9 protein-coding genes and 1 pseudogene are annotated in these 12,416 nt (G+C 71.7%); 4 read left to right on the forward strand and 6 right to left on the reverse strand.

The window, feature by feature from the left end:
• Window positions 1–74: 74 nt before the first annotated feature.
• Together secA2 and A3Q40_RS21055 are read right to left on the reverse strand one after the other, a co-directional pair.
• Window positions 75–2,261, reverse strand: a pseudogene (secA2, locus tag A3Q40_RS00080) (accessory Sec system translocase SecA2); the annotation flags it as partial.
• On the reverse strand, window positions 2,258–3,091 hold the full coding sequence (locus A3Q40_RS21055) for a pentapeptide repeat-containing protein (RefSeq protein WP_068099277.1): 834 nt from the start codon (window positions 3,089–3,091) through the stop codon (window positions 2,258–2,260). The pseudogene secA2 and the gene A3Q40_RS21055, both read right to left, overlap by 4 nt.
• 244 nt (window positions 3,092–3,335) lie before the next feature.
• Here A3Q40_RS21055 and A3Q40_RS00090 point away from each other — a divergent pair, with 244 nt between their 5' ends.
• The gene (locus A3Q40_RS00090; protein WP_157889449.1) at window positions 3,336–4,067 is read left to right on the forward strand and encodes an MBL fold metallo-hydrolase; all 732 of its coding nucleotides are present in this window, start codon (window positions 3,336–3,338) and stop codon (window positions 4,065–4,067) included.
• On the opposite strand, the gene A3Q40_RS00095 is transcribed toward A3Q40_RS00090, so the two are convergent.
• The 3 genes from A3Q40_RS00095 to A3Q40_RS00105 all read right to left on the reverse strand — a co-directional run bounded on the left by A3Q40_RS00095 (window position 4,053) and on the right by A3Q40_RS00105 (window position 7,292).
• Window positions 4,053–4,859: an alpha/beta fold hydrolase gene (locus tag A3Q40_RS00095; protein WP_068099278.1), complete on the reverse strand. Its 807-nt coding sequence runs from the start codon at window positions 4,857–4,859 to the stop codon at window positions 4,053–4,055. The two genes, A3Q40_RS00090 and A3Q40_RS00095, sit on opposite strands and share 15 nt — an antisense overlap.
• A gap of 39 nt (window positions 4,860–4,898) precedes the next feature.
• Window positions 4,899–6,524, reverse strand: coding sequence for an ABC-F family ATP-binding cassette domain-containing protein (locus tag A3Q40_RS00100; protein WP_068099279.1), 1,626 nt, complete (start codon window positions 6,522–6,524; stop codon window positions 4,899–4,901).
• Window positions 6,525–6,692: 168 nt separating this feature from the next.
• Window positions 6,693–7,292 carry a hypothetical protein gene (locus tag A3Q40_RS00105; protein ID WP_235606380.1) on the reverse strand — a complete coding sequence of 200 codons (600 nt, stop codon included), beginning with the start codon at window positions 7,290–7,292 and terminating at the stop codon, window positions 6,693–6,695.
• 226 nt (window positions 7,293–7,518) lie between these two features.
• On the opposite strand from A3Q40_RS00105, the gene A3Q40_RS00110 reads away from it, so the two are divergent.
• The 3 genes from A3Q40_RS00110 (at window position 7,519) to A3Q40_RS00120 (ending at window position 11,965) form a co-directional block, all read left to right on the forward strand.
• Window positions 7,519–9,435, forward strand: coding sequence for a penicillin-binding transpeptidase domain-containing protein (locus A3Q40_RS00110; RefSeq protein WP_371831475.1), 1,917 nt, complete (start codon window positions 7,519–7,521; stop codon window positions 9,433–9,435).
• 121 nt (window positions 9,436–9,556) lie between these two features.
• Window positions 9,557–11,206 carry a hypothetical protein gene (locus tag A3Q40_RS00115; protein WP_068099280.1) on the forward strand — a complete coding sequence of 550 codons (1,650 nt, stop codon included), beginning with the start codon at window positions 9,557–9,559 and terminating at the stop codon, window positions 11,204–11,206.
• A gap of 24 nt (window positions 11,207–11,230) precedes the next feature.
• Window positions 11,231–11,965: a sulfite exporter TauE/SafE family protein gene (locus A3Q40_RS00120; RefSeq protein ID WP_068099281.1), complete on the forward strand. Its 735-nt coding sequence runs from the start codon at window positions 11,231–11,233 to the stop codon at window positions 11,963–11,965.
• On the opposite strand, the gene A3Q40_RS00125 is transcribed toward A3Q40_RS00120, so the two are convergent.
• Window positions 11,928–12,341, reverse strand: a complete 414-nt coding sequence (locus A3Q40_RS00125; protein ID WP_068099282.1) for a DUF3054 domain-containing protein — start codon at window positions 12,339–12,341, stop codon at window positions 11,928–11,930. The genes A3Q40_RS00120 and A3Q40_RS00125 overlap by 38 nt on opposite strands.
• Window positions 12,342–12,416 lie beyond the last annotated feature (75 nt).

Here is a 12,416-nt window from a genome sequence, read left to right on the forward strand (position 1 = left end):
GGCGCGCCTGTGTGCTCCGGCGCAGCATCGATCGGCCGGGGGGGTCAGAACAGCGACGGCCGCTCCGACTCCCGCACGTAGGTCCAGGTGGACGACGGCCGCACGAGCCCCAGCGACTCCAGGTCCACCCCGTCCGGACCGATGTCGGCGGTCCGGAAGGTGCGGTCCGACTCGTCCAGAGCCCGCGACTGCACCTCGGCGAACGCGTCGATCGCGATGCGGTGGAACTCGTCGAGCGGATTCTCCCGGCCCAGCGCACGCAGGTGGATGCTCTCCCGGACGTCGGCCAGGTGGGCCAGGTAGTCGCTCCACGCGCGGTCGAGGTGGTGCAGCACGATCCGCCGCGCCGCGACCACCAGCGCGTCGTGCGGCACGTCCTCGGCGAGCTGCTCGGCCCGCTCCGGGTTGCGGCCGGCGAGCAGGTCCCACGCCTCGTCGGTGATGAGGAGGGCGTGACGACGGGTGTCGAGGATGTCGCGGTGCTGCGCGGTCAGGCGGTTGTAGCGCCACGTCGAGGAGTGGGTGGCGAGCATGGCGCCCTCGGCGACGCGCTGGGCGTGGTCGATGCGCGACGCTGCGGACGGTGCGGCGACGAAGCCCGACGCGTCGGGCGTACCCGGCCGGTCCTTCGCGTCGAGGAAGGAGGTGACCAGGGGATCGTCCCAGGAGGCGAAGAACACCGACTCGCCCGGATCGCCCTGCCGCCCCGCGCGCCCGCGCAGCTGGTTGTCGAGGCGTTCGGTGACGAAGCGTCCGGTGCCCACCACCAGGAGTCCGCCGAGCTCGCGCACACCGTCGCCGAGGCGAATGTCGGTGCCGCGCCCCGCGATCTGCGTCGAGACGGTCACCGCCCCGCGTTCCCCCGCCCGGGCGACGATGTCCGCCTCCTCGGCGTCGTTCTTGGCGTTGAGGGTGGTCACCGGAATTCCGTGCGCCGTCAGCCGTTCCGAGAGTGCTTCGGATTCGGCCACGTCGTGCGTGCCCACCAGGACGGGCCGACCCTCGGCGTGGGCCTCCGCCACCGTCGTGACCACCGCCGCGGTCTTCTCGGGGGCCGTCGCGTAGACCCGATCGGGCCGATCGACGCGGATCAACGGCTCGTTCGGCTCCACCACCGACACGCCGAGACCGTAGAACGTCCGAAGTTGTTCTCCCGCAGCGAGAGCCGTGCCCGTCATGCCGCACACCCGACGGTACCGACCGATCACGGCCTGCACGGTGATGCTGTCCAGGATGCGGCCGGTGTCGGTGCGTCGCAGCCCCTCCTTGGCCTCCACCGCCGCCTGCAGCCCGTCGGGCCACCGCTGCAGATCCGCCACCCGTCCACGAGACGCGTCGATCAACTGCACCCGGCCGTCGCGCACGATGTAGTCGACGTCGCGGCGCAGCAACACCTTCGCGTGGAGCGCGAGGTTGACTCGCACCAACGTGGTCCCGACGTGCTCCTCGCTGTAGAGATCGATGCCGCCCAGTGCGACCTCGACCTTCTCGGCCCCCGCGTCGGTGAGGAAGACGTTGCGACGCTCGGCGTCGGTGGCGTGGTCGGTGTCCGGATCGAGCGTGCGCACGGCGGCCAGCACGTCGTCGGCTCCGCCGTCCTGCTCGGTGCCGCCGGCCAGGACCAGCGGTACCAGCGCCTCGTCGACGAGGACCGAATCCGCCTCGTCGACCACGGCGACGTCCGCGGTGGGGGCGACGAGATCGGCGGGATCGTCCACCAGATGGTCACGGAGAACGTCGAATCCGATTTCGTTGACCGACGCGTAGGTCACCGCGCAGGCGTACGCGCTGCGCCGCTCGTCCGCGGTGGACTCCGCCGTGACGGCCCCGACGTCGATGCCCAGGGCGCGGTAGAACGGCTCCATCCACTCCGCGTCGCGCCGGGCGAGGAAGTCGTTGACCGTCACCACGTGCACGGTGCGCCCCTGCAGGACGTACCCGGCCGCGGCGATCGCCCCGGCGAGCGTTTTGCCCTCGCCGGTCCCCATCTCCACCACGTCGCCCTCGAGCAACCGGACGGCGGCGTAGAGCTGGGTGTCGAACGGGCGCAGCCCGATCGCGGTGTCGGCGGTCTCCCGCGCGAGGGCCAAGAACCGCGGGAGGTCGAACTTCTCGCGCAACGCGTCGGCAGTCACCGTGTCGACGTCGACCGACCCGGCGTCCGCCACCGCCCGGCGCGACCGCGCGTGTCCCTTCGCGACCGATCGACCGAGCAGGGACCAGAACCGTGACGCCATGAGGGTCAGGCTACCGACGGTCATGCGCGCCCGAGCCAGTGCTGCGGCGTCGACAGCGATGCCGGCAGCGCCGTGGCCGCGTCTCCGTGTGCCGCGTTCACCTGCGACGGCGTGAGGAACAACGCCCCGGTGAGGTCGGCGCCGTTCAGTCGGGCGTCGCGCAGGTCTGCGCCGAGGAGGTCGGCGGCGGTGAGGTCGGTTCCTCGCAGGTCCGCGCCGATCAGGCACGCACCCCGGAGGTCGGCTCCGCACATGCGTCGCCCCCGTAGCCGCGCGCCGGCCAGGTCCGTGGCGGTGGGCATGCCGGTCGGTCGATCCGGATCGGCCAGGTACGACGCGCGGACCTCGGCACTCACCTCGGCGAGGATATCGCCGACCGCAGCGTGGATCGGGTCGACGTCCGCCGCGAGGATCAGGTCGAGGTCGTCACCGACGAGGCGGGTGACGACGGTGGTCAGCCGGTGGACCGCGTCGGCCGTCCCGTCGTCGCGGGTGCGCTGGGCGGCCTCGTGGAGATGCCACAGCATCTCGTGGCAGTGCCGGACGACGCCGAACACCCCGAAGACGGAGCGGCGCGCGTCGGGACCGGCGGCCAGCTCGGCCGCGAACCGACGGGACACCGCCTGCCCGGCGCCGAGGCAGTCGAAGACGGCGCAGCCGCGGAAGCCGCGACCGCGCAGGGAATCGTGGATGGTGCAGGCGTACGACGAGTCGAGGTTCCGGCAGGGCGTGCCGGCCGGCTTGTCGACGGCGAAATCGATCGAGCGAGTGAAACCGAACGCGGTGCAGCACAGGGCGACACACGATCGGCAGTCGGCACGAAGGGTCGACGGACGGGGACCGAGAGACGGCATGGGTGGGCTCCGAGCAGGTGGGGTGCGGGTGTGGGGTCGCGGACAGGGGAACCCGGAATTCGGGGTTCCCCCGGCGGGGGCACACGGGCATCACCACGCGCGGGCGCGGCTGTCGTGACGGGTCAGGATCGTGCAGATGCGGTGTCGATGCGTCGACGGTATCAGCCGTCGATTCCTCGGGCAGGCCCGTTTATCGCGTCGACCCACGGGAACGCCCCGACGATCCCGACGAAGGAGAGACACCGTGTTCGTCCCCGACGAGGCGCCCGGCATCCATCGACTCTGCCGGGCGGTGACCAACATGTACCTGGTCGAGGTCGACGAGGGCATTCTCGTCGTCGACGCCGGTCTGCCGCGGATGTGGGGTGACCTGCTCTCGGCGCTGTCCCGGCTCGGTCGCGCACCGTCCGACGTCGTCGGCGTGATGCTGACCCACGCGCACTTCGACCACGTCGGGCTCGCGGCACGAATCGGTCACACGTGGGGCGTACCGGTGTGGGTCCACCACGCCGACGAAACGCTGGCACACCACCCCTACACCTACCAGCGCGAGCGGTCGCGAGTCCTGTTCCCGCTTCGCCATCCTCGATCGCTGCCCGTCCTGGGTTCGATGGTCCTCGCCGGTGCGTTGAGAGTGAAGGGTGTGCCGGACGTCGTCCCCGTCGGCGTCGACGCCGCGATTCCCGGCTCCCCCCGCCTGATCGAGACACCCGGCCACACGTTCGGCCATGTCGCACTGCACTTTCCGGACCGCGACGCGATCATCGTCGGCGACGCGCTGGTCACTCACGACCCCTACACCGGGCGCACGGGACCGCGCGTGGTCCCGGGTGCGGCCACGGCGAATGTGCCGCAGGCCCGAGCGTCGTTGGTCACGCTGCGCGAGGTGTCGGCCGCCACGGTGCTGCCGGGGCACGGAGAGGCCTGGACCGGGGGGCTCGACGACGCGGTGACCCTCGCGCTACATGCCGGCTGACGTGACCCGGCCGAGCCAGTCGCGCGTGAGGTCGACGGCCTCGGGGGCCGCCACCGCCGTCGCATGGTCGTACCCCGGCAGTTCGACGTACTCGGCGCCGGGGACCAGCGCGGCCGTGCGGCGGGTGTCCGCGATGCGCTGGACGTCCCGCGAGCCGACCGAGAACAACATCGGGACGCTGAGGGCGCGGACGGCGTCGTCGGGCAGGCCGGGATCGGCGTCCGACGCCCGGAAGTAGGCTGCCAGAGCGTCGGAATCGTTGCGCAGGAACGCCGCTCGCGTTCCCGAGTCGACCGGGAACCGGCGGCGCGCGGCCCACTCGTCGACGAAGCCCGCCATGCCCCGCTCGGCCAGAACGTCGGCGCTGCCGTCGAAGAACAGACTGTCGAGCGCGCCGCGTTGACTCCCGGCCCCGGCGCCGCCGATCAGCGCCGAGGCGACGCGGCCCGGATGCGCCACCGCCAGGTGCAGGCCCGAGCGGCCCCCGAACGAATAGCCGACGTAGTGCACCGTGCGAACGTCGACCGCGTCGAGCACCGCCACCAGATCCGCCGTGACGCGGTCCATCCCATACGCGTCCTCGCTCCGGGGCGCGTCGCTGCGCCCGTGGCCGCGCTGGTCGACCAGGATCACCCGGTAGGTCTCGCGCAGCGCGCGCACGTACCCGAACGTGCGCCAGATCTGGTGCGAGAGCAGGCTGCCGTGCACCAGCAACACGGGGGGTCCGTCGGAGGCGCCGGTCACGGTGTAGGCGATGCGCACGCCGTCGACGGGGTTGATCGCGAAATCCACGGTGTCAGTCTGTCAGGTCGGGGCGAGCCCCTCCGCCTCTCAGGTCGGGGCGAGCCCCTCCGCCGACAGATGCAGCCGCCTCGTCACCTCCAGCTGCTCCAGGAAGTCGACGTCGTGACTCACGACGACCAGCGCACCGCGGAACGAGCGCAGCGCCGAGACCAACTGCTCCCGCGACGCGAGATCGAGATCGTTGGTCGGCTCGTCGAGGATCAACAGCTGGGGTGGGGGCTCCGTCAGCAGGAGGGTGGCCAGCGCGGCCCGCACCCGTTCGCCACCGGAGAGGGTTCGGACGGCGGCCTCGGCCCGGCGACCCCGGAAGAGGAACCGAGCCAACCGCGTGCGGATCTCGGTGACGGTCGCGGTGGGGGCGACGGCCGTGACGTTCTCCACGACCGACAGGTCGTCGTCCAGATCGTCGCGACTCTGCGTCAGGTAGGCCGAGGGCACGTCGGGGCGCAGCGCGCGGAGCAGCGACGTCTTGCCGACGCCGTTGTCACCGGTCACCGCGACGCGTTCCGGGCCGATGACGGTCAACCGCACCGTGCGTCCGGGAAAGCGTCCGCCACAGTTCATCTCGACGTCACCGGTGTCGACGACCGTGCGATCCGAGTGCACCTCGGTACCGGGCAGGTCGACGACGATCTCCGCGTCGTCGCGGATCGCGTCGCGGGCCTCGTCGAGCCGCTCACGTGAGGAGGACAGCCGTTTCTCGTGACCCAACCGGTAGCGCGCCGCAGATTCCTGCGCGGCGCTGCGCCGATTGTGGGCCACGATCTTCGGCACCCGTTTCTCGCGGTCGGCCTTGTCGCCCATCTTGCGTCGGCGGTCGATCGTGGTTCGGGCGTCCTGCAGGTCGCGGTGCTGTCGACGCACGTCCTGCTCGGCCGCCCGTGCCGCGGCCAGGGCGGCGTCCCGCTCGGCCTCGACAGCGGCGCGGTAGTGCGAGAAGTTGCCACCGAACAGGGTGATCGTGGCCGGTTGCTCACGGACCGAACGCATTTCAGCGATACGGTCCATGGTCTCGAGCAGGGCGACGTCGTGGCTCACCACGATCACGGTGCCCGACCAGCCCCCGACGGCGCGGCGCAGTGCCGCTCGCGCACGACCGTCGAGATTGTTCGTCGGCTCGTCGAGCACCAGCACGTCGGGACGACGCAGCATCTGCGCGGCCACCGCCAACTGGGTCGCCTCGCCGCCGGACAGCGACTGGACGGTTCGGTCGAGATACGCTGTGCCGCTGCCACTCACGTCGAGACCGACCGAGCTCAACGTGGCCAGGCTGCGTTCCTCGACGTCCCAGTCGGCCCCGACCGTGTCGAAGTCCGACGGCCGGGTCGATCCACGCTCGATGCGGGCCAGCGCGGCCCGCACCTCGGCGATGCCGAGCCGGTCGGCCACCGTCGGGGACGTTCCGACGTCGGACCGTTGCGGGACGTAACCGAGGCTGCCGCGGACGGTGACGGTGCCCGACGACGGCGTGAGTCGGCCTGCGATCAGTTGCAGCAGAGTCGATTTGCCGGAACCATTGGTGCCCACCAGGCCGGTGGTTCCGGCCGGGAACGTGACGGTCAGGCCGTCGACGACGGTGCGCCCGTCGGGAAAGGAATACGTGAGGTCGGTGACGACGACCGACGACTGCTCGGACGAGAGGGATCGAGACATGAGATACCTCGGAAGGAGTGACGTGGCCACCGCGATGATTCGCCGGTGGGATCCGCACTACTGCGAGGTGATCACTCGATGCTGTCCGTTCGTCGGGAACACGGTCGCGTCCGATGCTAGGGGCGGGTGGAACGCACCGTCAAGGTGATTACCGGTTCTCGTTGTCGCTCAACCCAAGTCGGGACCCTTGGCTCGAAGGTCGTCGACCGTGCGCATGGCGTCGCGGAGCTCGGCGAGCCAGGGATCGATGTGGTCGCCGGTCAGGCGGACCGCCCAGGCGAGCGCATCGGCGCGGGATCGCGCGACTCCGGCGTCGACCAGTGTGTCGAGCACCTTGCGCTCCGGCTGACGCAGTCGCGTCATCACCGGCACCGCCAGATGGGTGAACAGGGTGGTCTCGCCGTCGACGACGACACCCCACGCGACCTTGCGGCCGTAGCGGGCCTCGGCTTCGTCGGCGATGCGCATGCGGTCGCCGCGGGTGTCCTCGCGGAAGCGGGCGATGCGGCCTTCCACCGTGGCGGCGGTGGAGTCCGGCACCGACAGCTCACCGACGACGACGATTTCCTCGCGGTCCACCTCGACGGTGACCGCGCCGTCGTACCAGGTATCGGGCAGGCGCCCGAGGAACCATTGCTCGGCGTCGCCGGCGTCGGGGACGTCCTTCTGCTGCCAGCCGCCGGGACGCCCGATGCGTTCCCCCCGCGGTCGGGGGCCGCCGCGACGTCCGCGGTGGCCTCGGTCGAACGGATGCTCGTGAGGTGACATGGGAACCTCCTCGGTTCGGGGTGTTACTTAATTACACCCACACTTACATGATTACACGCCAACGCCGGGACTGTCGACGACTGGCGCGAGACGGCGGGCCTCGATCCGCGCCCGTTGCCGCGATCCGCTGGTGTTGCAGCCGACGCGGACTGCTGGAAGCCACGCGGATCGGACGGCGCGGCGTGGACGGCGTGTGACCGTCGGACCCGTGGGGCACTATCAGCACGTGCCTGCCGCGATCACTCGTCACCCGGTCCGTCGTTCGGCGTCGTTCGGCGCCGCCGCCCTGGTCCTCGCCCTGGTGGCGTCGGCATGTTCCAGCGAGCCGCCGTCGCAGGTCCGGTCGCTCGCGGATCGGTTCGCCGAGGCCCTGAGCACGCAGAACGTCGCGGCCGCGGCCGAGATCACCTCCGACCCGGCCGCCGCCACCACGGCACTGGACGGCATCTACGCCGGCCTCGGGGGCGTCGGCAGCGCTTCCGGCGTCACCGCCACCCCGCGCTTCACGGTCTCCCGAACCGACGAGGAGCAGCAGACGTTCACGCTGTCGGCGTCGTGGTCCTTCACGCCGACGGACGACGACACGCCGGAGTCGGCCGCCTCGACCACCGACACCCCGGAGTCGACCGCGTCGACCACTGCGGCAGCCACGAGCACGTCGGCCGCCCCCACCGCCACCGAACGGGTCTGGACCTACACCACGGAGGGCTCGGTCGCGGACCGGGGCGCCGGCCTGCAGGTGACCTGGAATCCCGGAACCGTGGTGGCCGGACTGACCCCGGACACCACCGTCCGCTACACGACGCTCGCCGCGGACCGCGTCCCCCGCGTTCTCGACGCCTCGGGCGCCCCGCTGATGTCGCAGCAGGTGGTGACCCTGGTGAACCTCGACGCGTCGGCGAATGCCGGAGCCGTCGCCGCGCTGGTGTCGCCCTTCGCGCCCACCGTCACCGCGGAGTCGCTCGGCGAATCGCTGGCCACGGCGGGTGGGTCCCCGGTGACGGCCGTGACCCTGCGCGACGAGGACATCGCCCCCATCGAGTCGCTGCTCGCCGCGATCCCCGGCGTGACCCTGTCGAAGCAGACGCGGCTCCTCACGGACAACCGAGAGCTCACCTCGCCGGCGCTGAACGACGTCGCCGCCGTCTGGCAGGAGCAGCAGGACGCCACGGCCGGGTGGGCCGTGCAGCTCGTCGGACCGGACGGCGCCCCCACCCAGCGACTGACGGGTGAGGACGCCACGACGGGGGACGACATCCGCGTGTCCCTGGACACGTTGCAGCAGCTCAAGGCGGAGAACGCACTGACCGCGCTGCCGAACGCCGCGGCGATCGTCGCCCTCCGCCCGTCGACCGGGGACGTCGTGGCCGTGGCGCAGAACGCCGCCGCCGACGCGCAGGGTCCGGTGGCCCTCACCGGGCTCTACCCGCCCGGGTCCACCTTCAAGACGGTGACCACCTCGGCCGCGCTCCAGGCCGGCGAGGTGACGCCCGAGACCGTGGTGCCGTGCCCCGGATCGGCGAACATCGAGGGGCGGACCATTCCGAACGACGACAATTTCGATCTCGGGTCCGTCCCGCTCACCACGGCGTTCGCCCGGTCCTGCAACACCACGATGGGTCAGCTCGCCGTCGGGCTTCCGGACACCGCGCTGCGGGACGCCGCCGCGCAGTTCGGCCTCGGCGTCGACTACGTGACACCGGGACTGACCACCGTGACCGGCAGTGTCCCGCCCGCCACCACGCCGGCCGAGCGCGTCGAGTCCGCGATCGGCCAGGGCACCGTGACGGCGTCGCCGTTCGGGATGGCCCTGGTGGCCGCGTCGATCGCCGACGGCAGCACCCCCGCGCCGGTCATGATCGTCGGTCGACCGGGAACCCCGGACAGCACGCCGGAGCCGGCTCCCGCCCAGGTCACGGACGAGATTCGGGCGATGATGCGCGAGACCGTCCAGAACGGCACGGCTTCGGAGCTGCGCGACCTCGACGGGCTGCTCGGCAAGACGGGCACGGCGGAGGTCGCCGGCGGCCCGGCGCACGGATGGTTCGTCGGCATCCGCGGCGATCTCGCGTTCGCGGTCTTCGTCGCGGGCGGCGACTCCTCCGCGCCGGCACTCGCTGCCGCGGGGCGGTACCTGCGCTGACGTCGCGGTCGGCTCGGAACCGGCGGTGACACCGATGCCGAACCGAGCGGTGACCGAACCGTGACCGCTCCGAGCGCTGCCCGTGCTGTGTTACTCGTGTGACTGATGTGAACATTGGGGAATGGCTCTGCGTCCCCGGTACGTCGTCGCGCTGCTCGCAGTGTTCGTCTCGCTCGCGACGATCGCCTCGTTCGTGGTGCACAAGCCGCGCAGCGAGGCCGCCGTTCTGGTGGACCGCTTCGTCGCCGCCCTCGACCAGCGCGACGTGGCCGCGGCCGCCGCGCTGACGTCCTACCCCAACGCCGCGGCCCATACCCTCGAGGAGATGTTCGACGCGATGGGTCCGGGCGTCGCCACCCGCCGCGTGTCGCAGTACATCGGTCTCGACGACGCGTCCGGATTCTTCACCGTCGACACGTCGTGGTCCTTCGGTGCTCCCCGTCCCGGCGACGATCGCACCTGGCACGTCAGTACGCAGGGGACGGCGAAGAAGCTCGGCGTCGGCTGGCGCATCGCGTGGGACCCGGCGGTGGTCATGCCGCACTCCGGCGCCGGCGAGACCGTCCGCTACACCCGCACCGACGCGCCCGCGCCTCGTGTCCTGGACTCCTCTGGTGCGGTCATGATGACCGCGCAGAACGTCGCCTCGGTGCGCCTCGACCCCGCCGCCACGTCCGACCTCGCCGCCAGCGCAGCCCGCCTTGCCGACGTCATCGATGTCGTCGCCCCGCTCATCACCGCAGAGTCGTTGCTCGCCGACGCCGCCGCGGCGCCCGGAGCCGTGATCACCGCGGTCAACCTGCGCGCCGACGACTACGCCGTCCTCGAGGACGACCTGCGCGCGATTCCCGGCGTCGTCCTCTACGCCGAGCCGAAGCTGATCGCGACCGACCGGCGACTGAACTCCCCGGTGCTCGACGCGCTGCGCTCCGTCTGGCAGGCCGACCGCGACGGCACGGCGGGATGGGCCGTGCAGGCCACCGACGCCGACGGCGAGACGACGCAGCTGGCCGGGTACCAGGGGCCCGGAACGCCCGACCTGACGTCCTCGCTGGATCCCGCGCTGCAACTCGCGGCCCTGAACGCGGTGGTCAGTGTGGGGACGCCGGCGTCGATCGTCGTCATGCGGCCGTCCAGCGGCGCCGTCGTGGCCGCCGCGCAGAACAGCTACGCCAACGATCAGGGGACGCCCGCGTTCACCGCCCTGCACCCGGCCGACGCGGTGCGCGACGTGGTCGCGGCCTCGGCGGACCGCCAGGGCATCGATTTCGCCGACGCCGCACGGCAATTCGGACTCGGTGTGTCGTACGACCTCGCCGGGCTCGAGACCGTGACCGCGACTCTGCCCGAGGGACGCACCGCCGTCGACCAGATCCGCGGCGCCTCCCTGGCCTCGACCCGCGGGCAGGCCGGCGACTTCGCCGTCACCCCGTTCGGTCTGACGCAGATGGCCGCGGCGGTGGCGCGCGGGTCCGCCCCGGTGCCGTTCGTGGTGGACGGACGACCGGCGACGGTGTCCGCGGCCGGGTCCCCGGTTTCGGGGGACGTGCTGAGTGGTCTTCGTCGCACGCTCGCCGACGACGCGCGGAAGGCCGGCATCGCCGACCCCGCCGTGATCGGCCTGTCCGGCGACGGCGACGACGGCCGGTGGTTCCTCGGGACCCGCGGCGACCTGGCGTTCGCGGTCCACATCGAGGACGCGGACAGCACCGACGCCGCCGCCCGCATGACCAATCGCCTGCTGCGGGAGATGGCCGCGCCCAGCGAGTGACACCGTCCCCGATACGCTCGGGTCGTGACCGTAGCTCACCTTCTCCTGCTCGTCCTGGCGGGATTCGGGGCGGGTCTGGTCGGCTACGTCACCGGATTGGCGTCCCTCGTGTCGTACCCGGCGTTGCTGGCCGTGGGTCTGAGCCCGGTGTCCGCGAACGTGACCAACACCGTCGCCCTCGTCGGCGCCGGAGTGGGTGCCACGGCGTCGTCGACCAAGGAACTCGCGCGCGGCGGTCGCGCTTTGCTGTGGTCCACGCTGTGGGCGGCGCTGGGCGGCCTCACCGGAGCGGGGATCCTCCTGCTGGCGCCGGGAGAGTCGTTCGAACGGCTGGTGCCGTTCCTCATTCTGGTCGCGTCCGCCGCCGTGCTCGCCCAACCGCGCATCCGGTTGCTCGCGGGATCGCGGACGTTCCCGGTCGCCTACCCGCTGTCGCTGTTCGTCGTGGCCGTCTACGGCGGCTACTTCGGTGCCGGAGCGGGCGTCGTGTTCATGGCGCTCACGCTGATCTGCACGGCCGAACCCGTTTGGCGCGCAGCACTTCTCAAGAGCTACCTGTTGGGTGTGGCCAACCTCGTGGCCGCAATCCTGTTCGCGTTCTCCGGTGAGGTGCACTGGCTCGCGGCCGGGGCGATGGCCCTCGGCGCGATGGGCGGCGGTGCCGTCGGTCCGCGGCTGGTACGCCGCGTGCCCGCCGGCCCGCTGCGCGTGGTGATCGCTCTCAGCGGCGTCGGGCTCGCGCTGTACCTCTGGTTCTGATTCGCGCGATCGCACGCCACCCGAGCAGGAACACCGCCAACGTCACCGACGCCACGATCACGAAGCTGAAGGCCGTCCCCTCGCCGATCAGGCGCCGAATCACCATGCCGCCCACCACCGTCGACACCCACACCAGAACCCCGGTGGGCAGGATGAGCAGCGGCGCCAGCTTGTCCCGGTAGAGCGCGACCGTGGCCGCCCAGCCGACAGCGAGGCCGACCAGGAACGGCCAGGCCGTGCTCAGTGTGCCGCCGACGGTGACACCTTCGGCGTGGCTGCCGCGTCCGATGGCGGCGAAGACGAGCACGAGCACCACGTCGAGCGCGACGGCCGGGGCGAGCACGCGCGTCGTCGACGGGTGGATGGCGGTGGTCATGGGCACCAGGATAGAGATCGCCGAACGCACGTCGCCCCCGCCGGTGACACCGGCGGGGGCGACGAGACGGGAGTC

Source organism: Rhodococcus sp. PBTS 1 (assembly GCF_001620025.1).
GTDB lineage: Bacteria > Actinomycetota > Actinomycetes > Mycobacteriales > Mycobacteriaceae > Rhodococcoides > Rhodococcoides kroppenstedtii.

Bases quoted from the DNA above. Each gene is read 5' to 3' on its own strand.
- A3Q40_RS21055 (WP_068099277.1), bottom strand. From the start codon at position 3,091: ATGCCGTCTCTCGGTCCCCGTCCGTCGACCCTTCGTGCCGACTGCCGA.
- A3Q40_RS00100 (WP_068099279.1), bottom strand. From the start codon at position 6,524: ATGTCTCGATCCCTCTCGTCCGAGCAGTCGTCGGTCGTCGTCACCGAC.
- A3Q40_RS00105 (WP_235606380.1), bottom strand. From the start codon at position 7,292: ATGTCACCTCACGAGCATCCGTTCGACCGAGGCCACCGCGGACGTCGC.
- A3Q40_RS00115 (WP_068099280.1), top strand. From the start codon at position 9,557: ATGGCTCTGCGTCCCCGGTACGTCGTCGCGCTGCTCGCAGTGTTCGTC.
- A3Q40_RS00125 (WP_068099282.1), bottom strand. From the start codon at position 12,341: ATGACCACCGCCATCCACCCGTCGACGACGCGCGTGCTCGCCCCGGCC.